The 25,313-nt window shown below is 43.9% G+C and carries 22 protein-coding genes; 17 read left to right on the top strand and 5 right to left on the bottom strand.

The genetic code is table 11. The features are described 5' to 3' along the window. Positions 1-65 precede the first annotated feature (65 nt). From K1I80_RS08210 to K1I80_RS12105, 11 genes are all read left to right on the top strand, one after another. Positions 66-461: a DUF1310 family protein gene (locus K1I80_RS08210; RefSeq protein WP_223313521.1), complete on the top strand. Its 396-nt coding sequence runs from the start codon at positions 66-68 to the stop codon at positions 459-461. Then, positions 458-1,792 (top strand): cutinase family protein, encoded by a 1,335-nt coding sequence (locus tag K1I80_RS08205; RefSeq protein ID WP_223313520.1) that lies wholly within the window; start codon positions 458-460, stop codon positions 1,790-1,792. The genes K1I80_RS08210 and K1I80_RS08205 overlap by 4 nt, the downstream gene beginning before the upstream one ends. Next, positions 1,777-2,169 (top strand): hypothetical protein, encoded by a 393-nt coding sequence (locus K1I80_RS08200; RefSeq protein ID WP_223312647.1) that lies wholly within the window; start codon positions 1,777-1,779, stop codon positions 2,167-2,169. Before K1I80_RS08205 ends, K1I80_RS08200 begins: the two co-directional genes overlap by 16 nt. Continuing rightward, on the top strand, positions 2,150-2,446 hold the full coding sequence (locus tag K1I80_RS08195) for a hypothetical protein (RefSeq protein WP_223312646.1): 297 nt from the start codon (positions 2,150-2,152) through the stop codon (positions 2,444-2,446). The genes K1I80_RS08200 and K1I80_RS08195 overlap by 20 nt, the downstream gene beginning before the upstream one ends. Positions 2,447-2,546: 100 nt before the next feature. Then, the gene (msrB, locus tag K1I80_RS08190; RefSeq protein ID WP_223313519.1) at positions 2,547-3,482 is read left to right on the top strand and encodes a peptide-methionine (R)-S-oxide reductase MsrB; all 936 of its coding nucleotides are present in this window, start codon (positions 2,547-2,549) and stop codon (positions 3,480-3,482) included. Positions 3,483-3,640: 158 nt separating this feature from the next. After that, positions 3,641-4,513, top strand: a complete 873-nt coding sequence (locus K1I80_RS08185; RefSeq protein ID WP_223313518.1) for a MetQ/NlpA family ABC transporter substrate-binding protein — start codon at positions 3,641-3,643, stop codon at positions 4,511-4,513. Between the two features lie 136 nt (positions 4,514-4,649). Beyond that, complete coding sequence (locus K1I80_RS08180; protein ID WP_061589388.1) at positions 4,650-5,717, top strand: methionine ABC transporter ATP-binding protein; 1,068 nt, start codon at positions 4,650-4,652, stop codon at positions 5,715-5,717. Then, positions 5,717-6,409: a methionine ABC transporter permease gene (locus K1I80_RS08175; RefSeq protein ID WP_002898357.1), complete on the top strand. Its 693-nt coding sequence runs from the start codon at positions 5,717-5,719 to the stop codon at positions 6,407-6,409. Before K1I80_RS08180 ends, K1I80_RS08175 begins: the two co-directional genes overlap by 1 nt. A 137-nt stretch (positions 6,410-6,546) precedes the next feature. Then, positions 6,547-7,818, top strand: coding sequence for a TRZ/ATZ family protein (locus K1I80_RS08170; protein WP_223311852.1), 1,272 nt, complete (start codon positions 6,547-6,549; stop codon positions 7,816-7,818). 218 nt (positions 7,819-8,036) lie between these two features. Beyond that, positions 8,037-9,416, top strand: coding sequence for a CapA family protein (locus K1I80_RS08165; protein WP_223311851.1), 1,380 nt, complete (start codon positions 8,037-8,039; stop codon positions 9,414-9,416). Between the two features lie 177 nt (positions 9,417-9,593). Continuing rightward, complete coding sequence (locus K1I80_RS12105; protein ID WP_223313517.1) at positions 9,594-9,794, top strand: RhtB family transporter; 201 nt, start codon at positions 9,594-9,596, stop codon at positions 9,792-9,794. A gap of 152 nt (positions 9,795-9,946) precedes the next feature. Here the strand turns inward: K1I80_RS12105 and K1I80_RS08160 are convergent, their stop codons facing one another. Next, complete coding sequence (locus K1I80_RS08160; RefSeq protein ID WP_061602599.1) at positions 9,947-10,819, bottom strand: AraC family transcriptional regulator; 873 nt, start codon at positions 10,817-10,819, stop codon at positions 9,947-9,949. A gap of 105 nt (positions 10,820-10,924) precedes the next feature. On the opposite strand from K1I80_RS08160, the gene K1I80_RS08155 reads away from it, so the two are divergent. Continuing rightward, the gene (locus tag K1I80_RS08155; protein ID WP_317627768.1) at positions 10,925-12,370 is read left to right on the top strand and encodes a glycoside hydrolase family 1 protein; all 1,446 of its coding nucleotides are present in this window, start codon (positions 10,925-10,927) and stop codon (positions 12,368-12,370) included. 274 nt (positions 12,371-12,644) lie between these two features. Continuing rightward, positions 12,645-14,774 carry a transglutaminase domain-containing protein gene (locus tag K1I80_RS08150; RefSeq protein ID WP_223313515.1) on the top strand — a complete coding sequence of 710 codons (2,130 nt, stop codon included), beginning with the start codon at positions 12,645-12,647 and terminating at the stop codon, positions 14,772-14,774. 105 nt (positions 14,775-14,879) lie between these two features. Here K1I80_RS08150 and K1I80_RS08145 read toward each other — a convergent pair whose 3' ends face one another. The 3 genes from K1I80_RS08145 to K1I80_RS08135 form a co-directional block, all read right to left on the bottom strand. Continuing rightward, positions 14,880-16,604 (bottom strand): ABC transporter permease/substrate binding protein, encoded by a 1,725-nt coding sequence (locus K1I80_RS08145; protein WP_223313514.1) that lies wholly within the window; start codon positions 16,602-16,604, stop codon positions 14,880-14,882. A gap of 14 nt (positions 16,605-16,618) precedes the next feature. Then, on the bottom strand, positions 16,619-17,809 hold the full coding sequence (locus K1I80_RS08140) for a quaternary amine ABC transporter ATP-binding protein (RefSeq protein WP_002898349.1): 1,191 nt from the start codon (positions 17,807-17,809) through the stop codon (positions 16,619-16,621). Positions 17,810-18,055: 246 nt separating this feature from the next. Beyond that, a complete protein-coding gene (locus K1I80_RS08135) occupies positions 18,056-18,697 on the bottom strand; it encodes a GntR family transcriptional regulator (protein ID WP_223313513.1) in 642 nt (213 codons plus the stop codon). Between the two features lie 184 nt (positions 18,698-18,881). Here K1I80_RS08135 and K1I80_RS08130 point away from each other — a divergent pair, with 184 nt between their 5' ends. From K1I80_RS08130 to K1I80_RS08115, 4 genes are all read left to right on the top strand, one after another. Then, positions 18,882-19,739: a Cof-type HAD-IIB family hydrolase gene (locus K1I80_RS08130; protein WP_223313512.1), complete on the top strand. Its 858-nt coding sequence runs from the start codon at positions 18,882-18,884 to the stop codon at positions 19,737-19,739. Continuing rightward, positions 19,739-20,371 carry an SGNH/GDSL hydrolase family protein gene (locus K1I80_RS08125; protein ID WP_223313511.1) on the top strand — a complete coding sequence of 211 codons (633 nt, stop codon included), beginning with the start codon at positions 19,739-19,741 and terminating at the stop codon, positions 20,369-20,371. The genes K1I80_RS08130 and K1I80_RS08125 overlap by 1 nt, the downstream gene beginning before the upstream one ends. A gap of 312 nt (positions 20,372-20,683) precedes the next feature. Continuing rightward, a complete protein-coding gene (gene spxB / locus K1I80_RS08120; RefSeq protein ID WP_223313510.1) occupies positions 20,684-22,459 on the top strand; it encodes a pyruvate oxidase in 1,776 nt (591 codons plus the stop codon). Positions 22,460-22,802: 343 nt separating this feature from the next. Further along, positions 22,803-24,242: a 6-phospho-beta-glucosidase gene (locus K1I80_RS08115; RefSeq protein WP_223313509.1), complete on the top strand. Its 1,440-nt coding sequence runs from the start codon at positions 22,803-22,805 to the stop codon at positions 24,240-24,242. Between the two features lie 72 nt (positions 24,243-24,314). Here the strand turns inward: K1I80_RS08115 and K1I80_RS08110 are convergent, their stop codons facing one another. Then, the gene (locus K1I80_RS08110; protein WP_223313508.1) at positions 24,315-25,262 is read right to left on the bottom strand and encodes an alpha/beta fold hydrolase; all 948 of its coding nucleotides are present in this window, start codon (positions 25,260-25,262) and stop codon (positions 24,315-24,317) included. Between the last annotated feature and the right edge of the window lie 51 nt (positions 25,263-25,313).

Genomic DNA, 25,313 nt, shown 5'->3' with positions numbered 1-25,313 from the left:
TATAATAGAGGTAAAGTAGCAAGTTACAAATTAAACTAAATATTTAATATCATGAAGGAGGAGTTATGAAAAGTACAAGAAGATGGTTGATAATTTTGTTTAGCATTTTAGCAGTTATTGGGATAGTAGTAGGAGGATTTGGTATGTACCAACACCAGAAGAAACAGGAAATGATACGCATTGCGACTAGTAAAGAAGCAAGAAAGGTTTATGAAGAACATATGAGAGCGAATGATCCTAATGCTTTAACAAGAGAAGGAGTTATTCAATCTTATGAAATTGATACTGAGACATTAGAATATAATCCGATGGGAGGACTGATGGTTCGATTGTATTTTAATAACAATAAAGAATTGGACTTTCATTTTGGATTGATAAAAAATGACAATGGAGAGTATGAAACATATGGATATACCGTATCACCTAAATTATCAGCTTTGTTAAAGGAAAATGTTAAATGAGCAAAAAATATGTGAATGAACAAAATCTTCAGACGGCTATGACTGAATATAACGATAATTCTCTTAATCGTGAAGTAAAAGATCAATATGATAGAAGTGTTGGCACAGTCTCTCAAGTTTACGATAATACTGGTCACGTTGCTCTTCCTTCTTATTATGGAACTCCAGAATCATCAATCATCAATCCAGTTGTGACAACGACTTCTGGTGCTGGTGAGCAAGTCTATGCTGTAGTTGATAATCCAGAAGTTCCAGCTGAGCAAGTTCAGGAAGTAACTGTTCTTTTTCGTGGCTCAACCGCTCCAGATAAAATAGGGACCAATCCTGGAGATGTATGGAATGATTGGATTGAAAATGATGCTCTCCTTGCTCTTCGTGTATGGTATCAAGAAAGTAAACCTTCTTTTCTTAGTAACGACCGTTCAACGGGACAATTGAAAGCCTCCTCGAGAGCCTTAAAGGATATTATGGAAAAATATCCAAATGCTAAGATTAATATTTATGGCCACTCACTAGGCTCTATGGATGCCCAATATTCAATGGCTGATTTATCACCTGAGAATATTAAGAGAATCCAGAAAGCTTATATCTATAATGGCCCCAATGTCTATGGGATTTTAAGTGATAAGCAACGAGAAACTGTTGATTTGATTAAAGATAGGATAAAGAACTATGCTGATCCAAAAGATATGATTAGCATGGTAGGCAGAAAGATTGAGAAAGGAAGTGATGGATCAGTTGGAATTGTTCACTTTGTAGAGAGTAGAGAGGTAGGCTTTGTTGGTCAACACATGACTAACGGTTATCAATTGGATGAAAAGGGAAATATTATACTCAAAACAAGCACAGAAATGCAACCAATAAAAGAACTTGTTGCTATACAACTATCTGCATTTGAAAGGCATAAAAACACCCTTGCTTCAGATGGTTACTCTAGTAATGAGAAAATTTTTTTAGATAGTGAACAATCTTCAATTATTGCTTCTGGTCTGGATAGTGCTGCTCAAGCAGGTTTGACAAGAATTAGTCTAGCAAGGAATGAGGCTATAATGCAGATGGAAAATTTTTATGATTTATCTAAAACAGCTTTAGAAACAACCTGTACTGCCTTGAGTGCTGGCGAGATTGAGACAATTTTAATTAGTGAGGGTGTCAGTAAGACGGATATCGTGGAACCTTTACGTAGTCATTTTGATGCTGAGGTTACAAAAGCAACAGCTATTGCCACTGCTTTTTCAAATGTCCGATCAGACATCGAAAGTGCGATCAAAAAAATGACAGAAGAGGATGCCCAATTAGCAGGAGATTTTAATCAATGGAGCAAGATTTGATTTATCGTTCGTTAAGAGCGAAAGAGAGTGAGTTAGAGGAGCTAGAAATCTTCTATCGGAGAAATAAGCGAGAGCTTGCTAATAAATGGAATGATATTGATGAAATCTTTCGTTTCAGAACGACTTTGATTAATCAAGAAGCTGAACAAGCTCGTCAATTTGTGAGAACCATGAAAGTATCAGATTCTTCATTTCTAAATGGTTATTACAATAAACTGACTGAATTTTTAGATGAGACTGAGCTTGCTCATAAAATAGAACAAGGAAAGTTAGAAGTAGAAGAGGAAGATTTGCGAGAAGCTTTTTATAAAAAACGAGCCTTATATGAAGAAGATATTGAAGAATTGAGGAGAGAATATGCAAAAACCTTTGAGTGAACTGAATGCCTTTGGCGATACCAAGGATTTCATGAAGAAGCTTGAAACAAATCGCATTAAGCTCTTTTGGGTGCCGATGATGAAGGCAGAGAAAGAAAAGATTAAGAAAGCAGGTGAAGACGAAATAAGAAAGGCTGCTAAATCAACAAAAGAAACGATTGAAAATCTATATAATAAATTAGATACTTCAGAAAGTATGATGGGTGCTATGGCTAAAAAAGTGAAGCAAGTTGTCGGTGAGCAAAAAAATAAATATGATGAGATTCTGCCTGTATAATAGTGGTTATAGTCAGTAGCAGAAATCATTTTTGAGTTGAATCACTATAAAATTTACTCCTTTTATGAGAAAATAGACGCAAAGAAATGAGGTGTTTTTTATGGCTGAAATTTATTTAGCGGGCGGATGCTTCTGGGGATTGGAAGAGTACTTTTCTCGCATAGAGGGTGTGGAGAAAACGACAGTTGGCTACGCCAATGGACAGGTGGAATCAACCAACTACCAGCTGATTCATCAGACGGACCATGCAGAGACGGTTCATTTAATCTATGATGAAAAGCGGGTCAGCCTGCGGGAAATCCTGCTCTATTATTTCCGAGTCATTGATCCTCTGTCGGTCAATAAGCAGGGAAATGATGTAGGACGTCAGTATCGGACGGGCGTTTACTATACCAATCAAGCCGATAAGGCAGTCATTGAGCAGGTTTTTTCTGAGCAGGAAAAGCAGTTGGGACAAAAGATTGCTGTTGAGCTAGAGCCTTTGCGCCACTATGTCCTAGCTGAGGACTATCATCAGGATTATCTCAAGAAAAATCCTGGTGGCTACTGTCATATCAATGTCAATGATGCTTATCAGCCCTTGGTCGATCCAGGACAGTACGAGAAGCCTACGGATGTAGAACTAAAGGAGCAGCTGACGGAAGAGCAGTACCAGGTGACCCAGAACAGTGCGACAGAGCGCCCTTTCCATAATGTCTACAATGCCACTTTTGAAGAAGGAATTTATGTAGATGTGACGACTGGTGAGCCCCTCTTTTTTGCTGGTGATAAGTTTGAGTCTGGCTGCGGCTGGCCTAGCTTTAGCCGGCCCATTGCCAGAGAAGTTCTGCGATACTATGAAGACAAGAGCCATGGCATGGAGCGGATCGAAGTACGCAGCCGTTCAGGGAACGCCCATCTGGGGCATGTCTTCACAGACGGACCAGAAGCAGCAGGCGGCTTGCGCTACTGTATCAACTCAGCAGCTCTGCGATTTATTCCAAAAGAGAAAATGGAAGCAGAAGGATATGGCTATCTGCTGACCTTCATGCATTAAAAGGGCATAAAATCAACTCAAATGCTTCAAATCGTTATATAATTTTTTTATCACGGCGATAAATTATTTATATAAGCCAAGTCTCCTTTAACATGGTAAAATGAGAAGTAATCTTATAAAATAGAAGATTTAGAATTTTATCCATTAAAGGAGAATAAATGATGAATTTGAAAAAAATCTTTTCAGTCGGCATAGTAGGCCTTGCAGCCTTGGGTTTGGCAGCTTGCGGAGGTTCTTCTAGTAAGGAGAGCAAATCAGCAGACGGACCTGTAACCATCAAGGTTGGGGTAATGAGCCTGAGTGATACAGAAGAAGCGCGCTGGAACAAGGTTCAAGAGATTCTTGACAAAGAAAATGCAGGCGTTAAATTAGAGTATACACAGTTTACCGACTACTCTCAGCCTAACCAAGCTCTGCTTGACGGTGATGTGGATATCAACGCTTTCCAACATTACAACTTCCTTGAAAACTGGAATAAAGAGAAGGGAGCAGACCTTGTGTCTGTTGCGGATACTTATATCGCACCTATTCGTCTCTACTCTGGTACAAAGGACGGCAAAAATAAATACACAGATGTGAAAGACATCCCAGAAAATGGTACGATTGCCGTTCCAAATGATGCGACAAATGAGAGTCGTGCTCTTTATCTTCTCGAATCAGCTGGTTTGATCAAGCTTGATGTTAAAGGTAAGGAACTTGCGACTGTTGCCAGCATCAAAGAAAACAAGAAGAATCTGACAATTTCTGAGTTGGATGCTTCTCAAACACCAGCTTCTCTGACTTCAGCAGATGCTGCAGTTGTCAATAATACTTTCGTCCGCGAAGCAGGTATTGACTACAAGAAGGCCCTCTTCAAAGAAGAAGCCAATGAAAACTCAAAACAATGGTATAACCTGATTGCAGCGAAACCAGATTGGAAGAAATCAGACAAGGCTGACGCAATTGAAAAAATTATCAAGGCTTACCACACTGATGAAGTGAAAAAAGTTATCGAAGAATCATCAGATGGCATGGATCAACCAGTTTGGTAATTTTTTACCGGCAGAAGGTCATTGTATTGAATAAATGAAATGATTAAGAAGGGCGGAGATTAGCTTCTCCAGCCCTTTATCTGCTATTATTGGACAAAATCTCATATTGGACAAATCAAGGAGTGAATCGGAAATTATGGGCAAAGAAATTATCAAATTGGATCACATTGATGTCGTTTTTAATCAAAAAAAGCAAAACATTAAGGCCGTAGAAGATGTGACCATTCATATTAATCAGGGAGATATTTATGGAATTGTAGGTTATTCTGGTGCCGGAAAATCTACTCTGGTTCGTGTCATTAACTTGCTGCAGGTGCCGTCTGCCGGTAAGATTACGGTGGATGATACGGTTTTCTATGATCATCATCAGGTTCAGCTTACTGCGGCTCAGCTACGTCAAAAGCGTAAGGATATCGGGATGATTTTCCAGCATTTTAACCTCATGGCTCAGATGACAGCCAAGGAAAATGTTGCTTTTGCGCTTAAGCATTCACCTTTATCAGCTGCTGAAAAAGAGAAGAAAGTTCACACTCTTTTGGACTTGGTAGGCTTAGCAGATCGGGCGGACAATTATCCTGCCCAGCTGTCTGGCGGTCAGAAGCAGCGGGTGGCCATTGCACGGGCCTTAGCCAATGATCCCAAAATCCTAATCTCGGACGAGTCCACATCCGCTCTGGATCCTAAGACCACCAAGCAGATTCTGGCTCTATTGCAGGATTTGAATCAAAAATTGGGTTTGACTATTGTCCTCATTACCCACGAAATGCAGATTGTCAAGGACATTGCCAACCGGGTAGCAGTCATGCAGAATGGTCGGCTGATTGAGGAAGGTTCAGTTCTGGATATTTTCTCTAATCCCAAGAATGAGCTGACCCAAGACTTCATTACGACTGCAACGGGTATCAACGAGGCCATGATCAAAATCAATCAGCAAAAGATTGTGCAAAACCTGCCGGAAAATTCCATTCTGGCCCACCTGAAATACTCAGGTGTGGTGACGGACACAGCCATTATAAACGATATTTACAAGCAGTATCACATATCTGCCAATATTCTTCACGCCAATATTGAGATTTTAGACCATGTACCAGTCGGAGAAATGGTCGTTATCTTATCTGGAGAGACCAAGCAACTGGCGGCGGTGCAGGAAAGTCTGCGCGAAGCAGGAGTAGAGCTGCATGTTCTGAAAGAAGGGAGTAACTAATGCTACAGCTGATTCAACAATTTATGCCCAATGTTTATAGAATGGGCTGGTCTGGGCAGGCTGGCTGGGGAACAGCTATTTACCTGACTCTGTATATGACTATCATTCCTTTCTTTATCGGAGGGATTCTAGGCTTTATCGCTGGTCTCTTGCTCGTCTTGACAGGGCCGAGAGGTATTTTGGAAAATAGACTGGTCTTTTTCGTCCTAGACAAGGTTACCTCTATCTTCCGGGCTATTCCCTTCATCATTCTCCTGGCCCTTATCAATCCTTTTACTCGGATTATTGTGGGAACTGGGATTGGACCGACTGCGGCCTTGGTGCCTCTTTCGCTGGCTGTTTTTCCTTTCTTTGCCCGTCAGGTTCAGGTGGTCTTATCCGAACTAGACCGAGGAGTCATTGAAGCAGCGCAGGCTAGTGGAGCAACCTTCTGGGACATTGTCGGTGTTTACCTGCGGGAAGGTCTGCCGGACTTGATTCGTGTGACGACTGTTACATTGATCTCTCTGGTTGGGGAGACTGCTATGGCTGGAGCGATTGGTGCCGGTGGACTGGGAAATGTTGCCCTGACTTATGGTTATCAGCGTTTCAACCATGATGTGACCATTCTTGCGACTATTCTTATTTTGCTGCTCATCTTCTTTATTCAGTTTGTTGGGGATTTCCTGACACGGAAGATTAGTCATAGATAATGATTGACAACTAGGGCCTCAGCTGGGGCTCTTTTTAATGCCATAATTTTATAAAAAGACTTGCGCAATTAGATTAGGCTTGTTATAATAGCTAAAATCTCTTGAAGCCAAGTGTTGGGAAAGTGAGGATATGGCGGATGAAAGCTTATACAAATGTCAATCTGGTGACCTGTGACAGCGCATTTCATGTTTACCGGGACGGGCTGCTGGTGGTTGAGGACGACCGCATTGCCTACTGCGGTCCCTATGATGAAAACTGGCTAGGGAAATGCAGTGAAACAGTGGATTATGAAGGGGCTTGGATCATGCCCGGGCTGGTCAACTGCCATACTCATTCGGCCATGACCTTGCTGCGCGGGATTCGTGATGACAGTAATCTGCATGAATGGCTAGAGGACTATATCTGGCCGGCAGAAAGTCAGTTTACAGCGGATCTAACGACCGAGGCTGTCCAGCTGGCTCTGGCTGAAATGCTGCTGTCAGGAACAACAACTTTTAACGACATGTATAATCCTCAGGGAGTAGAGATTGACCGGATTTATCAGACTGTGCGGCAGTCTGGTATGCGTTGCTATTTCTCACCAACCCTCTTTAGCTCAGAGGCGGAAACAGCAGAAGAGACTCTGGATCGTACTCGGACCATTATTGATAAAATTCTCTCCTATAATGATGAAGATTTTCAGGTCATGGTGGCGCCTCATTCGCCTTATGCCTGTGAAGAAGAGTTGCTCAAGGGCAGTCTTGAGCTAGCGCGTGAGCTGGATTTGAAGCTTCATATCCATGTGGCAGAGACCCAGGATGAAAATAAAATTATCCTTGAGCGCTATGGCAAACGGCCTCTGGCTTTCTTAAAAGGCCTGGGCTACTTGGAGCGGTCAGCCATTTTTGCTCACGGAGTTGAGCTGAATCCGTCAGAGATTACGGATTTGGCGGCTTCACAAGTCAGCATCGCCCACAATCCTATCAGCAACCTCAAGCTAGCTTCCGGTGTAGCTCCGGTGACAGACTTACTAGCTGCTGGGGTGATCGTTGGCTTAGCGACGGACTCTGTTGCTTCCAATAATAATCTGGATATGTTTGAAGAAGGTCGGACAGCTGCCCTCCTTCAGAAGATGCGGGCAGGCGATGCGACCCAGTTTACGATTGAGCAGTCTTTGAAAGCTTTGACTATTGAAGGAGCCAAGGCGTTGGGATTGGAGGACAAAATCGGTAGTCTGGAAACGGGCAAACAAGCTGATTTCATAGCCATTCAACCTAAGGGACGACTTCACCTCTATCCTTTGGAAAATATGCTGTCGCACCTAGTATATGCAGTCAAAGGCAGCGATGTTCAGGATGTCTACATTGCAGGGCAGCAGGTTGTCCGAAACGGCCAAGTGCTGACTGTTGATCTAGGAAGTTTTGTGTAAGAATGAAAGCTGAGTTTCAGCTCGGCAATCAGCTATTAGAATTGAAAAAATAGATAGTGAAGCAGGAGAATGGTGGAAGCATGCCGCAATTTGGAGATTGTAGCATGCTTCTCCCCGCTCCTGTTTTTTTTGCTTTTCTTTCCTTTTGGCGATAAAAATAGTACAATATAGTAAATGTTGATGCACTATTATCAAGTAAGAAAAAGCGGAGAAATGTGATGGATAAAAAATTTCTTTGGGAGAAGATTCAGACTTTTTTTCAGAAACTTTGGAAAAAGATATCTGATTTTGCTGCGGAGCATACTCTCCTGACAGATGCCTACCAAGCTTGGCGGGATTGGATTAAGAAGTTGCCGCTTCCTCGTCCTAAGTTCTTTCAAAAACAGCTTAGCAATCGCCAGTTTGTCGGAGTGCTTTTAACCGTAGTAGGGCTGTCAGCTGGATTAATTCTGCTGTCAGAGCATGTGCAGGATTTTACCTTTCTGTCTCCTAGTAAGAAAGAGCATCAGTCAGATTCCTCTCAGAATCAGACGGTTCGTATCATGGCGACTGGGGATTTGCTTTATCACGATGGCCTTTATCTGAGCGCTCAGAAAGAAGATGGCACTTATGATTTTTATGAGAATTTCCAATATGCTAAGGAATGGCTTCGGCAGGGAGATTTGGTCTTAGGGGACTTTGAAGGCACGATTCGGCCGGACTATCCCTTGAATGGCTATCCGCTTTTTAATGCTCCAGAAGCCGTAGTTCCAGCAATCAAGGATGCTGGCTATCAGGTGATGGACCTAGCTCATAATCACATTTTAGACTCTGGCTTGGAGGGAATTTTCACTACAGCTCAGGCTTTTGAAAAAGAGGGAATCACTCCCATCGGTGTTTATCCACATGAAAGCCGCAGTCAGGCACCACTCTTGATAAAGGAAGTTAAAGGCATTAAGATTGCACTGCTAGCTTACTCCTATGGCTACAATGGCATGGAAGGGCTTCTCAGTCAGGAAGACTATGATAATCGCCTGTCCGATCTGGATGAAGAAAAGATGCGGGCCGAGATTGAACGGGCGGAAAAGGAAGCAGATATTACAGTCGTCATGCCTCAGATGGGGATAGAGTACCAGCTGGAGCCAACCGAGGAGCAGATGGCCCTCTACCATAAAATGGTTGACTGGGGAGCAGATATCGTCTTTGGAGGGCATCCTCATGTGGTTGAGCCGGCGGAGATTTTAGAGAAAGATGGTCAGAAGAAGCTGATCATGTATTCTATGGGAAATTTCATTTCCAATCAGCGCATCGAAACTATGGAGGGAATTGAAAATGCTCATTGGACCGAGCGTGGAGTACTGATGGATGTTACCATTGAAAAGACAACAAAGGGCACGCAGATAAAAAGTGCTCAGGCTCATCCGAGCTGGGTCAGCCGAGTGGAAAAAGGCACTACTTCGGCAGACGGTCTACCTTTATACACTTATCAGACCTGGATTTTGGACGATTTTGTCGAAGGTGGCAAGTATCGAGACAAACTGGATCAAGAAACCAGAGCGAGGATTGATACCGCCTATCAGGAAATGAATTCTCATGTTGGATTGAATTGGCCGGGGTAATAAATTGCTTGAATATGATTTTAGCCAGATTGGATTTGCCAATCTGGTTTTTGCTGTTTTAAAATTGAGGACTTTGTTATAATTAAAAAGGATTATAGAACTGTTAGTGAATGAAACTGACCGCTTTCGAGCTCGTCTATTATGTTATTGGAAAGAAAATGAAATGCATTTTGGTTTGTGGCTGCTTTTGTATTTTATACCCATGTTTATCTTATTTTTGTTGCTAGTGTGCTCCCTGGTCTTGATGATTTTCTGCCTGTTTTTGCGAAAAAATTTCTTCAAGGAAAAGCAGGGACGCAATTTGTTGCTAGCTATCTTTTGGTTAGGACTCTTCAATCTCCTGCTGAACTTGCTAGTATAGAAATGATGAGTTCGTAAGGACAACAATCGAAACACTTAGGTCTTAGCTGACTTATATGTAAAAAGATACTATTATTTCTGTCCTTCTTGTGAAATTAGCATAAAAAACGAACACCTCAAAGTTCACTTAGCTTAGCAGGTATTCGTTTTTTATTTTCTAATTTAGCGCTTCATTTCTTCCGATACTGACTTGGTGTCATTTGGTAGTATTTTTTGAACTGGCGGTTGAAATTGGACAGGTTATTAAAGCCTGCTTGGCTGGAGATTTCCAGTACAGAGAGGTTGGAGTGTTGCAGGAGTTCGGCTGCCTTGCGCAGGCGGAATTGAATCAGGTACTCAATGCAGGAAACGCCCAGATGCTTCTTGAAGAAGTTCATGAAATGGGTGGAGCTGTAGCCACAGATGCTAGCCAGTTGGTCAATATTCAGGTCTTCTTGGTAGTGGGCATTGATGTAGTCGATGATGGAGCGAATCTTTTCTTCCTTGCGGTAGCCTTCTGGTGACAGGTCTTTGGAAATGACATAGCCATTCTCAAAGAGCAGGTAGAAGAGCTGGTTGAGCTGGGCTTTGAGTTGAAATTCGTAGTGAGATTTGCGGAAATAGCCTGTTTCCATAGCTGCTAAGAGGCACTGGCGAATCTCGGCATAGGCTGTATCCGTAGGCTTGATAACATGAGTCAAGTCCAACTGGCCATTGTAGAGGGGTTGCAGATAGTTGATGCTGGCCTGATCCATGGCAGAGTAGCCCATCAGATCCAGATGGAAATTAATGGCGTCCATATAATGGCGCTCGTCGTTGATGGGGTGGATGGAGTGCAGGGCATTGGGGCGAATCAGGATAATATCACCTTTTTCGCTGTTAAAGTAATCGTCGTCAATATGAAATTGTGCTTTTCCTTCGTGGACATAAATCATTTCAACATCGGTATGCCAGTGGAAAAGAATATCTGGATGACCATTTTCAGTGATGGTGCGGGTCAGAGAATAAGGGGTTCCTTGGTTTTTAAAAACGGTATTTTTATGTAGTTGGCCTAAATCAATCATGGGGACACTCTTTCGTAGAATAGTACAATTTATTAAGATAATTGTGTTAGAAAATATGTTTGACAACTATTATAATATAAATATAAAAAAAACGAAAGCGAGAAAATGCAAATGGGTAAATTTCCGCAGAATTTCCTCTGGGGCGGTGCAACTGCAGCTAACCAGTATGAAGGCGCCTATAATTTGGATGGAAAAGGCCTGTCTGTTCAGGATGTGACTCCAAAAGGCGGAGTGCCAGCCAAGCCAGGTGACCGCAATCCTTTGATTACCGAGGGGCCGACACCAGATAATCTCAAGCTGGAAGGGATTGATTTCTATCATCGCTATAAGGAGGACGTTGCTCTCTTTGCTGAGATGGGCTTCAAGGTCTACCGAACTTCCATTGCCTGGTCTCGGATTTTCCCAAACGGAGACGAGCCGGAGCCCAATGAAGCTGGTCTGCAATTCTACGACGATCTCTTTGATGAGCTGGCTAAATATGGCATTGAGCCTCTGATTACCCTCTCTCACTATGAAACGCCCCTGCATTTGGCTCGTCAGTACAATGGTTGGGCCAACCGCGATTTGATTGGCTTCTACGAGCGCTATGTCCGCACGGTTTTTACCCGCTACAAGGATAAGGTCAAGTATTGGCTGACCTTTAATGAAATCAACTCTGTTCTCCATGCGCCTTTTATGAGCGGAGGCATTGCCACGCCAGCTGAAGAACTATCCAAGCAGGACCTTTATCAAGCAGTTCATCATGAGCTGGTGGCGTCTGCCTTGGCAACGAAGATTGGTCATGAGATTAATCCTGATTTTAAGATTGGCTGTATGGTTCTGGCCATGCCGGCTTATCCCATGACGCCTAAGCCTGAAGATGTGCTGGCAGCTCGGGAATTTGAAAATCAAAACTATCTCTTCTCTGATATCCATGCGCGTGGGAAATATCCAGCCTATATCAATCGTTTCTTCAAGGAGAATGGGATTGAGATTCAGTTTGCGCCGGGCGACAAAGAGCTTTTAGCTGAAAATACTGTAGACTTTATTTCCTTCTCCTACTATATGAGTGTGGTTGCGGCTCATGATCCGGAAAATTATTCTTCCGGCCGAGGCAATCTTTTAGGTGGTATCCTAAATCCTCATCTGGCTAGTTCAGAATGGGGCTGGCAGATTGACCCAGTCGGCTTGCGCTTGGTACTAAATAGCTTTTATGACCGCTATCAGCTGCCTCTCTTCATTGTGGAAAATGGTCTCGGTGCCAAGGATGTCTTGGTGGAGGGTCCAACTGGCCCAACGGTTGAAGATGACTACCGCATTGATTATCTCAAACAGCACTTGCAGCAGGTAGGAGAAGCGCTGGAAGATGGCGTACAACTCCTTGGATACACGACTTGGGGCTGTATTGACCTGGTCTCAGCCAGCACGGCAGAGCTCAGCAAACGTTACGGCTTTATCTACGTTGACCGCAACGATGACGGTAGCGGAACTCTAGCCCGTTATAAGAAAAAATCTTTTGATTGGTACAAAGAAGTCATTGCGACGAATGGAGACAGCCTCTATCAGGATTGAATGACTTAAACAAAATAGAATGGCTCCTTATAGAAAGAACCAAGTCCTATCTGGCTTGGTTTTTTCTATATTTTAAGATGGGAATTTTGTCGACCCCTCTTGATTTTAAAAGCAACTAGAGGAAAAGCAGTGTTTTGAGGAAAGCTGTCTCTATAAAAAAGTAAGAATTTATTCTCAAAATTGCAGACATATGAATCCGTTTGCAAAAAACAAAGACGCCTCAAATAAAATATGGTATAATATGTTAAGAATATCTATTTCAGGAGGGAAAATCATGAGTAGGAAAATCCGTTTCATTTCTCTGCTTACTTTGTTGATTTGTTTTCTGATGGGCTGCAGTCTTTTTCAAAAGAACGGTGGCGGTCCAGGAGAGAAAGGCAGCCAATTTTCGGAAAGTGTTCGTAAGCTGAGAGAAAAATACAGCAAAAATACTCCTTATGATGTCCAAGAAAAGGTCATTCAGATCAAGGAAAATGAGCCTATTACATTTCCGACAGAGGTACAAAAGCCTAACGATTTTGAGACACTGCCACATGCAGGACAGACTGAGTTGATTTCTTCCTTTGAAATTTATGGAGACAGCAACTTACGAGCTATTTTAGGAGGTGACTTTAAGCTGAATGATAAGCGGCAGATAGTGATTGAGCCCGCTTATCATTTCTCTGCGACTAGAGTAGAGCCAAATGGAGAGCATACGGAATATGGTCTAGCCAAGCAAGGTGAGAGCTGGGGTGTCTTTGATACGGTCTATTTGCTGCAACGGGATGATGAGCGCACAGGTAAAAAGCTTAAAAAGCCAAAACTTTGGATCGTTAAGATAGATAAGAAAGGGCGCGATAAGCTAGCTCTGAAAACCAAGAGCAGTCTGCTCGGAGATGGTCGCTTGCAGCTGGAATGGACCGAAGTACCGGGAGCGGACTCTTATTCCATTATAAAAAGAGAGTATGTGACCATGCCTGGCAGCGATACGAAGACAGGTCTTTATAACTATAAAGAGGTCGATCGGGTCACTTCGACAGTGTATCGGACAGATTTGCCTACCCACTATGATAGCCGCAACGGCGGCCGTTCTGGTGATGATCCGATACTTGCCAGACAACGGTTGCTGCAGGCTTACGACCAGGATTACAGTAAGAAAACGGTTGAGAAAAAGCCTTATGAACTCCTTGTTGTTCCCCTTAAAGACAAAGAAGCTTTAGGAACTATCAGCAATCCTATCTCATCTGATAGCTTTGCGAAGCTGATGCCGAATCAAATCGATTTTCGGACTTTTTCTGACCAGGTTTCCGCCCTGCGGCAGAAGGGAAACATTCCTGAAGAAGCACCACTGCAGATGATGGATGGCCAGATTCAGAACTTTCCAATCGTCTATGAAAAAATTGAAAAAGAAGGTCGGGATGTCAGATGCCTGGTCTCTATCAAGGGCATGCCTACTGTCAAAACGGACTTTTTCATTGAACAGGCCAGTGTCGAAGAAGTGCAGCCTGTTGTAGATAGGCATAATGAAAAGGTCAATAAAGAGGAAAGTAAGTCTGGCGTTTCAGAGAAATATATCAGCGTAGAGCAGGCTGACTTGGATCTCAAGGGTAAAACAGTCGTTCATGATGTTAGTGATATTGAGGAAAGAGTGGCAGCCAGAAGTGCAGCGCAGGAATATTTTGCCAAGGCCCTTCTGTCCGATGCAGAATATGTTGATTACAGTGAGTTTCCAGAGCTGAGTGAAGGAGATGTCAGTGAATTGCTTCACGATGTTTTAGAGCAAAATCCAGTCATTCAGCAGGGAGTGCTCCCTACCATTGATGCTAAGCAACATGTGGTAAGTTTTAAATACGATGCTGATGAAACAGCCAAATATAAGAAGGCCCGAAAAAAAGTCAAAGAGATTGTTAAAGACATCATCAAAGACCAGATGAGCGACCGAGAAAAGATTGAGGCAATTAATCAGTATTTAATTGAGCATACTAGCTATGATAAAGCTGCTTACCAAGGCTTTTTGAATTACAAAAAATCTATTGAGAATAAAGAATCAGAAGAGGCTATTTCAAAAGCGTTTAAAGATATGCAGGACGGTATTCGCAAGTATGAATCTAGTTTTGATATTACTGGTCCACTATTTGAGGGTAAGGGAGTCTGTCAAGCTTATGCTGTAACCTTCCAGGCTCTAGCTCAGGAAGCTGGTCTCGAAACCATGTACGTGAGTGGAAATACAGATGATTTTGACCCGCATGCTTGGAACTTCGCAAAAGTAGATGGTCAGTGGCTGGCTTTAGATGTTACCTGGAATGACTCTGATGGAGACAGCAATAAAACAGAAAACGAATACTTGCTATTGGCCATGGATAATCCACTCTACGCACAGAGCCACTATGCCTTTGACAGATACGAAGATGCTATTAAAGAATGATGCTCCAAAAAGAAGCAATCATTAAAAGATGTTTAACCCTTGTAAGGAAAGGAAGAAGCCAATCAAAAACCCTGAGATAACAGTATCTCAGGGTTTTCTATGCTTTTATTTCTTCCAGCTTTCGACTTCTTTTTGGTGGTTTTTGATCCACTCTTTGGCTGCAGCTTCTGGTGAGCTGCCTTCGTTAATCTTAAGCATGACTTCTTCCATGTCCTTTTGGGTCCAGTTGAAGTTGTCTAGGACCTTGTTGACTTCTGGTAAGTCCTTGTCTAGATTTTTTCGAGTAATTGTGTGGATAGCTTCCTTGCCGCCCATGGTTCCCTTAGGATCCTTGAGGTATTTGAGATCGTACTTGGAGAACATCCAGTGTGGTGACCAGCCGGTTACGATGATATCTTCTTTATTCTTAATAGCCTGATCCAGAGCAGTGGTCATGGCTCCTGTTGAGGAAGAAGAAAGATTCCAGCCACTGAGATTGCTGTATTCTTGCATAGTCTTCTCAGTTGCGGTCATGATACCAGCGCCGGGCTCAATACCTGTGATGGTTTTCTTGGCTTGGTCTGACAGGTCTTCGATAGAGTCAGCATCCATATAACTTGGTACGACTAGCCCTGTCTTAACGCCCTCAAGGTTTGGCCCCAAGTCCACTAGCTTGTCCTTGTACTCTTCATAGAGAGCAGCGTGGGTGGTTGGCAACCAGGCTGAAACCATGGAATCGGCTTCGCCATTAGCAACGGACTTCCACATAACGGCATTGTCCAGCGGTGTGATGGTGACATCGTAGCCCATTTCCTTAAGAGCTTCCGCTACGACATTGGTTGAGGCAACTTCGGAGTCCCATTCAACATAGGCAAGGTTGACCCTTTCTTTTTTGCTTTGCTGAAGCTTGGTCATTTGATTTCCGACAAAGGCTGTCAGGATAACAGCAGCCAGAGCAGACCAGAGCATAATCTTGTTGCGTTTTTCCTTGGCAGTGACCGGTGTTTTTTTAGCCAGAGGCTGATTGAGCTTCTGGGTCAGGCGGTCAATGATAATGGCCAGGATAACCAGAGATACCCCATTGACAAAGCCCGAACCGATGTCGGCATGCTGCAGGGCAGAGAGGACGCCGCGGCCCAGTCCTGGCGCCCCAATCATAGAGGCAGTAACGACCATGGACAGAGCCAGCATGATGGTCTGATTGACCCCCGCTAGGATAGTATTTTTAGCCAGAGGCAGCTCGACTTTGAAGAGCTTCTGTTTGCCAGTGCCCCCGAAGGAATCTGACGCTTCAATCAGCTCGGTCGGAATCTGACGAATGGCTAGATTGGTAAAGCGGACAGTCGGTGGCAGGGCAAAGATGACAGAGGCAAAGACCCCAGGCACCATACCAATACCGAAGAAGGCCACGGCAGGTATCAGGTAGACAAAGGCCGGCATGGTTTGCATAAAGTCCAGCAAGGGCTTGATGACAGCTTCGACACGGTTGCTCTTAGCCATCCAAATCCCCAGTGGAATACCGATGATAATGGAAATGGCACTGGAGACGATGACCAAGGTCACAGTGTTCATAAGATTTTCCCAGAGGCCTTGGTTGTAAACAAAGAGCAGGCCTAGGAAGGTGAGCAGGGGCAGTCCCAGCTTACGCTTGGAAATCAAATAGGTAAAAATAGTGATGACTGCGATAAAGAGCAGGGGCGGAATGAAGAGCAGGGTGTCTGTCATTCCATTCATGATGGAATTTCCGATAGCTTGAAGGACCGAGAAAAGCCCGGAGAAGGTATCAGTTACCCAGTTAGTAAAGGCCTCAACCCATTGAGAAACGGGGATTGGCTGTTGTAAAATATTCAAAATGCGAACCTCCCTTATTCTTCAGATTCAGTAGTATTGGCCAAGGCTTCGATGACCCGACCTTTGATAATAACGCCGACTAACTTGTCCTTATCATCTACAACGGCCAGAGGCGCTGGTGAATCGTAGATCAGCGGGAAAATATCGGTAATCAGGGTTTCCTGAGTAACCTTGCGTACGTTCTTATCAATCACTTCAGCCAGTGCTTGATGTTGCTTACGGGCATCGCGGGCAGCTTCGGCAGTCAGACTGCCCTTGAGGTGCCGCTTCCTATCCACAGCCAGCAGCATACTGACCTCTTCTTTTTTCATCCGATTAAGAGCCACGGTTGGTCCGTCAATATCAATGTTAGTAGTCAGTGGCGTTGTCATGATATTCTGGGCAGTCAAGACCTTGGAGCGATCCACATCCTCAACGAACTCTCGAACGAAGTCGTTGGCTGGATTAGTCAGGATTTCCTCACCGGTGCCAATCTGCATAATCTGACCGTCAGCCATAATAGCAATACGGTCACCGATACGCAGGGCCTCATTGAGATCGTGGGTGATAAAGATAATAGTACGCTCATGCTCTGCCTGCAGATCTAGTAACTCATCCTGCATTTCTCGGCGGATAAGGGGATCTAGAGCTGAGAAGGCCTCGTCCATGAGCAGAATATCAGGATTGTTGGCCAAAGCTCGAGCTAAGCCAACCCGCTGCTGCATCCCACCGGAGAGCTGATCGGGGTATTGGTCCTTGAAGGACAGGAGACCGGCATTGTCTAGAGCTTGTTCAGCTAGGCGCGTGCGCTCTTCCTTATCAACACCTCGAACTTCCAGACCGAACTCAGTATTTTCCAGAATGGTCCGATGTGGAAAGAGGCCGAAGTTCTGAAAGACCATATTGAGCTTGTGGCGGCGAACGTCACGCAGCTCTTCTTCGTTCATCTTAGCCACATCCTGGCCGTCGATGTAAATGTCGCCTGATGTTGGGTCAATCAATCGGTTGAGCAGGCGGATAAGGGTAGACTTCCCACTACCGGACAGTCCCATGATGACAAAAATTTCTCCAGTCTGAACCTCAAAGTTTACATCGTAAACTCCGACAGTAGCACCGGTTTTTTCTAAAATTTCAGTTTTGCTTTTGGCTTGCTGCACCATTTCCAGTGCCTGCTTTTGCCTTTTACCGAAAATTTTAGTCAAATGTTTTACTTCTAGTTTATTCAACGTATTTCTCCTTTTGCACAAGTGACTACATATTTATTTTGATAAGTTGTCACTTAAAAGACCATCACAGTATAACATCGTGTGGTCACTTTGTCAAACCCAAAAGACCGTCAGACCGGTCTTTTTCGGATATTATAAAAAAGGAGGATGATTTTCTAGAATATTTCTGAAAGTCGCAAAAGGCTTGTCAGACAACGGATTCGCCTGTCTATTCTGTTTTTTGACAAAGAAAAAACAAGCGAAGATTCACTTGTTTGTTTCAATTTCATTAAAAAATAAATTATGCATCAAACCGACTGATAATTCGTTGCCAACAAAGTAGATGGTATTGCCGGCTTCTAGCTTGGTATAAGGACCAGGCGAGATTAGGAGTTGGTCACCCTGCTGGACTGCAACAATGGTAGCGCCAGTCGAGTGCCAGATATTGAGTTCATTGATAGATTTTCCTAGGTTGATAGCGTCTGCTGAGAGCTGGAGCTCGTAGGGATTGAAAGGGAAGCGCTGCTGGACATCTTTAGTTCGGCTGAGAAGCTGATTGAGCAGCTGGGAAAAGTTGGCAAATTCTTCCTCTTGGCGCTGGATGCTCTGGTGGAGCTTGCCTTTGAGGTCCTGCAGAGAGTTGACATCTTTATAGGTCTCGAGAAACTGCTGAGCTTTTTCCTTGGAGGAGATGAAGGCTCCACTGCCATGACGGACTTCCATGATTTCCAGATCTACCAGCACATTGATAGCCTTGCGGGCTGTCTCAGGGGAGACATTGAAGTTACTAGCTAGGGTAGAGCGGGCATAGATTTTGCTGCCGATGGGATATTTGCCGTCAACGATTCGCTCGGCAATGGCGACGGCAATCTGCTGGTAGCGTGGGAATGCGACTTCTTTTTTGCTCATGAGGACCTCCAATTTTACGACAGGAATATAGCTATGATTATAATATAAAACTGGAAGATTGAAAAGTGGCCTTTGTAAAATCGACCGTCTTATCCGCCTCTTCTTGCCTTTCTTTTTACTTTTTTAAGTAGTATAATATGTCTAAAAGTTAGAGGTCTTCTGGAAAAGGGGCAATCAAAATTGGATGATAAAGATAGAAATGGATAAAAAGATGACAGTAAAGATGATAGCGGCAGACATGGATGGAACCTTGCTGGACGGACAGGGACAGCTGGATTTGCCTCGTCTGACCACTATTTTAGATGAGCTGGAGAAGAGAGACATTCGCTTTGTGGTGGCTACTGGCAATGAAATTCCACGGATGCGTCTGCTATTGGGAGATTTGGTAGAACGCATGACCTTGGTAGTCGCCAACGGAGCGCGGATTTTTGAAAAGAACCAGCTAAGCATGAGTAGCTTCTGGGAACCTGGATTGATTAGGGATGCGCTGGCTTATTTTGCTGGGCGTGAAAGGGAGCTTCAGCTGGTTGTGACCTCCGAAAGAGGCGGATTTGTCCAGGAGGGTACAGAGTTTCCCTTGATTGAAAAAGTCATGACTAAGGAAATGGCCCGGCTTTTCTATAAGCGTATGAATTTTGTTCCTAGTCTTCAGGATTATCCCTTTGACAAGGTCTTGAAAATGAGTATGATGGTAGAAGAGGCGGCAGCAGCAGAGCATGCTCGTCTGATTAATCAGCATTTTGCAGGCCGATTGAGCGCGGTTGCTAGTGGTTATGGAGCCATTGACCTCCTCCAAGATGGGATGCACAAGGCCTGGGGCTTGCAGCAACTGATGGCTAAGTGGCAGATTCAAAGCTCGGAAATCATGGCTTTTGGCGATAGTGAAAATGACATAGAAATGCTTGAATTAGCTGGTATTTCTTACGCTATGGAGAATGGCGATGAGAGGGTCAAAAAGGTAGCAGACTACCTAGCACCGGTCAATACAGAATCCGGTGTTCTACAGGTGATTGAGCAATACTTAGAAGAGGAAAAAGAATAATGGCAGTACAATTATTAGAAGAATGGCTTCTCAAGGAGCAGGCAAAATTGCAGCAAAACTACAGAGAACTCAATCAAGTCTCCGTCAAGGAGCCAGACATCATCTTTATCGGAGACTCCATTGTGGAATACTATCCTCTCTATGATCTCCTGCAGACGGATAAAAGACTGGTCAACCGTGGCATTCGGGGCTATAAGACTGATTTGCTTTTAGATAATCTAGATGCCCATCTTTTTGGGCAGGCTCTGGATAAGGTCTTTATCCTGATAGGTACCAATGACATTGGCAAGGAGATGCCTCAGACAGAAACGCTAGCTAATTTAGAAGCCGTTATTCAGGAGATTTCTCGTGACTATCCTCTGGCTCAGATCCAATTGCTGTCGGTCCTGCCGGTCAATGAAGCTCCGGCCTACAAGAGCACGGTCTATGTCCGCAGCAATGAAAAGATTCAGGCACTCAATCAGGCCTATCGCCAGCTGGCCAGCGCCTACACAAACGTCCAGTTTATCAATCTCTACGCTGCTTTTCTGGACGAGGAAGGTCAGCTTCGCCCAGACTACACAACTGACGGCCTCCATCTGACCATTGCTGGCTATGCAGCCCTGTCCAAAGTTTTGCAGGAATATATGTAGTTTCTTCAAAAATACAGCTCTGTTTTACCACAACAGAGCCTTTTTTATTTTCTTAAACTTACAAAGTTTTTCTGTGAATGATGCTTGATTTCAAAGGGATTATGAAAATTATTATAAAACACATTGGACTTTGTGAAAAAATTTAGGACTTTGTGTTATGTAATAGTTCTATCTCATCTATGAGCATATTCTTATACAAGAGCGAAAAAACATGATAAATTGATAGAGTAAAGTTGCTTGAAGCGTTTTCATTCACAAGTGGAAATGTTTTCAATAACTGAAAATTTATTTTATTGAAGGGGAGTTATTATTATGACTCAAGGAAAAATTACTGCATCTGCAGCAATGCTCAACGTATTGAAAACATGGGGCGTAGACACCATCTACGGTATCCCATCAGGAACACTCAGCTCACTTATGGATGCTTTGGCTGAAGACAAAGATATCCGTTTCTTGCAAGTTCGCCACGAAGAAACAGGTGCTCTTGCAGCGGTGATGCAAGCTAAATTCGGCGGCTCAATCGGGGTTGCAGTTGGTTCAGGTGGTCCAGGTGCGACTCACTTGATTAACGGTGTTTACGATGCAGCTATGGATAACACTCCATTCCTTGCTATCCTTGGATCACGTCCAGTTAACGAACTCAACATGGATGCCTTCCAAGAACTCAACCAAAACCCAATGTACAACGGTATCGCTGTCTACAACAAACGTGTAGCTTACGCTGAGCAATTGCCAAAAGTAATTGACGAAGCTTGCCGTGCTGCAGTTTCTAAAAAGGGTCCAGCTGTTGTTGAAATCCCAGTAAACTTCGGTTTCCAAGAAATCGACGAAAACTCATACTACGGATCAGGTTCTTACGAGCGTTCATTCATTGCTCCTGCTTTGAACGAAACTGAAATCGACAAAGCTGTTGAACTCTTGAACAAGGCTGAACGTCCAGTTATCTATGCTGGATTTGGTGGTGTTAAAGCTGGTGAAGTGATCACGGAATTGTCACGTAAAATCAAAGCACCAATCATCACAACTGGTAAAAACTTTGAAGCTTTCGAGTGGAACTATGAAGGTTTGACAGGTTCTGCTTACCGTGTTGGTTGGAAACCAGCCAACGAGGTGGTCTTCGAAGCAGACACCGTTCTTTTCCTTGGATCTAACTTCCCATTTGCTGAAGTGTACGAAGCTTTCAAGAATACTGAAAAATTCATCCAAGTGGATATCGACCCTTACAAACTTGGTAAACGTCATGCCCTTGACGCTTCAATCCTTGGTGATGCAGGTCAAGCAGCGAAAGCGATTCTTGACAAAGTAGACCCAGTTGAGTCTACTCCATGGTGGCGTGCAAACGTTAAGAACAACCAAAACTGGCGTGATTACATGAACAAACTCGAAGGTAAAACTGAGGGTGAATTGCAATTGTACCAAGTTTACAATGCAGTTAACAAATACGCTGACCAGGACGCTATCTACTCAATCGATGTAGGTAACACAACTCAAACATCGACTCGTCACCTTCACATGACACCTAAGAACATGTGGCGTACATCTCCGCTCTTTGCGACAATGGGTATTGCCCTTCCTGGTGGTATCGCTGCTAAGAAAGACAATCCAGATCGCCAAGTATGGAACATCATGGGTGACGGTGCATTTAACATGTGCTACCCAGACGTGATCACAAACGTTCAATATGACCTTCCAGTTATCAACCTTGTCTTCTCAAATGCTGAGTACGGCTTCATCAAGAACAAATACGAAGATACAAACAAACACTTGTTTGGTGTAGACTTCACAAATGCTGATTACGCTAAAATTGCAGAAGCTCAAGGAGCTGTTGGATTTACAGTTGACCGTATCGAAGACATCGACGCAGTTGTTGCAGAAGCTGTGAAACTCAACAAGGAAGGCAAGACAGTTGTCATCGATGCCCGCATCACGCAACACCGTCCACTTCCAGTAGAAGTACTTGAACTCGATCCAAAACTTCACTCAGAAGAAGCAATCAAAGCCTTCAAGGAAAAATACGAAGCAGAAGAACTCGTACCATTCCGCCTCTTCTTGGAAGAAGAAGGATTGCAATCACGCGCAATTAAATAATTCCTCTCGTCGAAAATCAAATGTAAATATTGTAGATTTTATTCTATGATTTTCTTAGAGCGGATCTTGAAAAGATCGGAGCTATCCGGTCTTTTTAATCTTTATTATCGACTTCCGACAAGTAATACACTGGGCATCGCTTTTGGACTGGTTTTCCAGTCTTATTTTTCTAAATTTTAGGAGAACCTATTTTAGATGATTGAAGATAGAAGCAAAATGAAAAATCTGTTGGTTCAAATAGTGAAATAGTATCACTATTTAGCATCATTTCACAAGTAAAGGTGTTGAGATTGCGGTATACTATAAGTAGATAAAGAATCAAAATAAGAAAGCGAGTAGAGATATGACCGAAAAACTGACTTTTCCTGATGGTTTTTTGTGGGGCGGAGCGACAGCTGCCAACCAGTGCGAGGGCGCTTATGATGCGGATGGTCGCGGGCTGGCCAATGTAGATGTGGTGCCGATTGGTGAGGATCGTCTGGCCATCATCACGGGTAAGAAAAAGATGTTTGACTTTGAGGAAGGCTATTTCTACCCAGCCAAGGAAGCTATTGACATGTACCATCGCTTTAAGGAGGACATTGCCCTCTTTGGCGAGATGGGCTTTAAGACCTATCGTCTGTCCATTGCTTGGAGCAGGATTTTCCCTAAGGGGGATGAGCTGGAGCCCAATGAAGCTGGCCTGAAATTTTACGAAGACCTCTTTAAGGAATGCCACAAGTACGGCATTGAGCCCTTGGTGACCATTACTCACTTTGACTGTCCCATGCACTTGATTGAGCAATATGGTGGTTGGCGGAATCGTCGCATGCTAGAATTTTACGAGCGTCTCTGCTGCACTCTCTTTACCCGCTACAAGGGATTGGTTAAGTACTGGCTGACCTTCAATGAAATTAACATGATCCTCCATGCACCATTTATGGGAGCGGGGCTCTGCTTTGAAGAAGGCGAAAATGAGGAGCAGGTCAAGTATCAAGCAGCCCATCATGAGCTAGTCGCGTCAGCCATTGCCACCAAGCTGGCTCATGAGATTGATCCAGAAAATAAGGTCGGCTGTATGTTAGCGGCGGGTCAAAATTATCCTAACACCTGTCATCCACGCGATGTATGGGCTGGTATGGAGGAAGACAGGAAAAACTATTTCTTCATTGACGTGCAGGCGCGTGGTGAATATCCTAACTATGCTAAGAAAGCTTGGGAGCGCGAGGGCATCACTGTCGAAATGACAGAAGAAGACCTGCAGCTGCTCAAGGAACATACGGTGGACTTCATTTCCTTCTCATACTACTCTAGCCGAGTGGCTTCGGGCGACCCTAAGGTCAATGAGCTGACGGAGGGTAATATCTTTGCTTCTCTCAAGAACCCTTATTTGGAAGCTTCTGAGTGGGGCTGGCAGATTGATCCGCTGGGCTTGCGTATTACGCTAAATACCATCTGGGATCGTTATCAAAAGCCCATGTTTATCGTGGAAAACGGTCTGGGTGCAGTGGATACTCCAGATGAAAATGGCTATGTGGCTGATGATTACCGGATTGGCTATCTGGCGGCCCATGTCAAGGCCATGCGGGAAACCATCGATGAGGACGGCGTGGTGCTTTGGGGCTACACGACCTGGGGCTGTATCGACCTAGTATCAGCCGGCACTGGCGAGATGAAGAAGCGCTATGGCTTTATCTACGTGGACCGGGACAATGAAGGAAAGGGAACACTCAAACGTTCCAAGAAAAAATCCTTTGACTGGTACAAGGAAGTCATCGCGACTAACGGAGCATCTGTGAAATAAGAAAAAGGCTGAGATATGAATGTCTCAGCTTTTTTCAAGGATGTATTTTTATTAAATACTTTACAAGATTCATTAATTCAAGAATTCTTTTATTTGCTGGGCGATTTCCTCTGGCTTTTCATCATGGATATAGTGGGAGCCTTCTAATGTCACAAGTTTGGCTTGGGCATTCTGCGCGACAAACTCTTTTTCCAGCTTGGGAGCTTCTCCGCCTTTCTGGACAGCCGCAAAGATAAGGGTCGGAATCTGCGGCACAGGTTCTTTGTTAATCGTTTCAACATTTTTCTTCCGATTCTTGACTTCGTTCATGACCGCCTGGGTGATTGACCGCTGGTGGAACAAGGCTTTAAAGATAGCTTTTTCCTGATCATTGAGGGCCCCAGACTTTATGGCTGGGCTGCTATTTTCATCAAAGAAAATCGGTAGGCGGGCTAAGCCTAACATTCTCCCCAGCTGGATAGTCTGATAAGAACCATAAAATTTCTGCTGGTCGGCCACCTCTGTATGAGGCATGGTCATATCCAGCCCGATAATAGCTTCTACTTCTTCTGGGTAATGATTGGCCCAGTGAATCGTTTCTAAACCGGCAATCGAATGTGGTACCAGGACATAAGGACCGGATATCTTAGCAGCTTTGAGGGCAGTACGTGTCTGCTCCACTTGTTTATCTAATGAGCGGTCATCGTTTCCATCATCGCTGTAACCATAGCCCAGACGTTCTACCACGACGATACGATAATCATCCTCCAGCTTGGAATAAAGAGCTTTGAAATCCAGCACCGGAGCATTGGTGCCCAGTCCTGCTAGAAAAACCAAAGTCTTCTTGCCCTTGCCAGCAGTGTAGACATTAAGCTTCTTACCCTCTACCTCGACTAGCTGACCAATCGGCTTCTCAATGAGTTTGCTTTCCTGAGCTATTTGAAAGCGGTGATAGAGAAAGATAGCCAATAAGGCCAGAGCTAAGAGTCCTACCAGCCAAGTGATTGTTTTAAGGACAAATATAAAGATTCTTTTCAACATAGGGATTCCTTTCTGTTCATCATATTTTAGACTCGCATACTTTTATTTATA

Source organism: Streptococcus sanguinis (assembly GCF_019929225.1).
GTDB lineage: Bacteria > Bacillota > Bacilli > Lactobacillales > Streptococcaceae > Streptococcus > Streptococcus sanguinis_J.
The sequence above is the reverse complement of the archived record's forward strand: the minus strand, read 5'-3'. Positions and strand labels throughout refer to the sequence as shown.

Bases quoted from the DNA above. Each gene is read 5' to 3' on its own strand.
- msrB (WP_223313519.1), top strand. From the start codon at position 2,547: ATGGCTGAAATTTATTTAGCGGGCGGATGCTTCTGGGGATTGGAAGAG.
- K1I80_RS08115 (WP_223313509.1), top strand. From the start codon at position 22,803: ATGACCGAAAAACTGACTTTTCCTGATGGTTTTTTGTGGGGCGGAGCG.
- K1I80_RS08185 (WP_223313518.1), top strand. From the start codon at position 3,641: ATGATGAATTTGAAAAAAATCTTTTCAGTCGGCATAGTAGGCCTTGCA.
- K1I80_RS08135 (WP_223313513.1), bottom strand. From the start codon at position 18,697: ATGAGCAAAAAAGAAGTCGCATTCCCACGCTACCAGCAGATTGCCGTC.
- K1I80_RS08160 (WP_061602599.1), bottom strand. From the start codon at position 10,819: ATGATTGATTTAGGCCAACTACATAAAAATACCGTTTTTAAAAACCAA.
- K1I80_RS08110 (WP_223313508.1), bottom strand. From the start codon at position 25,262: ATGTTGAAAAGAATCTTTATATTTGTCCTTAAAACAATCACTTGGCTG.
- K1I80_RS08170 (WP_223311852.1), top strand. From the start codon at position 6,547: ATGAAAGCTTATACAAATGTCAATCTGGTGACCTGTGACAGCGCATTT.
- K1I80_RS08150 (WP_223313515.1), top strand. From the start codon at position 12,645: ATGAGTAGGAAAATCCGTTTCATTTCTCTGCTTACTTTGTTGATTTGT.
- K1I80_RS08210 (WP_223313521.1), top strand. From the start codon at position 66: ATGAAAAGTACAAGAAGATGGTTGATAATTTTGTTTAGCATTTTAGCA.
- K1I80_RS08165 (WP_223311851.1), top strand. From the start codon at position 8,037: ATGGATAAAAAATTTCTTTGGGAGAAGATTCAGACTTTTTTTCAGAAA.
- K1I80_RS08130 (WP_223313512.1), top strand. From the start codon at position 18,882: ATGATAAAGATAGAAATGGATAAAAAGATGACAGTAAAGATGATAGCG.
- K1I80_RS08155 (WP_317627768.1), top strand. From the start codon at position 10,925: ATGCAAATGGGTAAATTTCCGCAGAATTTCCTCTGGGGCGGTGCAACT.
- K1I80_RS08205 (WP_223313520.1), top strand. From the start codon at position 458: ATGAGCAAAAAATATGTGAATGAACAAAATCTTCAGACGGCTATGACT.
- K1I80_RS08195 (WP_223312646.1), top strand. From the start codon at position 2,150: ATGCAAAAACCTTTGAGTGAACTGAATGCCTTTGGCGATACCAAGGAT.
- K1I80_RS08125 (WP_223313511.1), top strand. From the start codon at position 19,739: ATGGCAGTACAATTATTAGAAGAATGGCTTCTCAAGGAGCAGGCAAAA.
- K1I80_RS08180 (WP_061589388.1), top strand. From the start codon at position 4,650: ATGGGCAAAGAAATTATCAAATTGGATCACATTGATGTCGTTTTTAAT.
- K1I80_RS08200 (WP_223312647.1), top strand. From the start codon at position 1,777: ATGGAGCAAGATTTGATTTATCGTTCGTTAAGAGCGAAAGAGAGTGAG.
- K1I80_RS08175 (WP_002898357.1), top strand. From the start codon at position 5,717: ATGCTACAGCTGATTCAACAATTTATGCCCAATGTTTATAGAATGGGC.
- spxB (WP_223313510.1), top strand. From the start codon at position 20,684: ATGACTCAAGGAAAAATTACTGCATCTGCAGCAATGCTCAACGTATTG.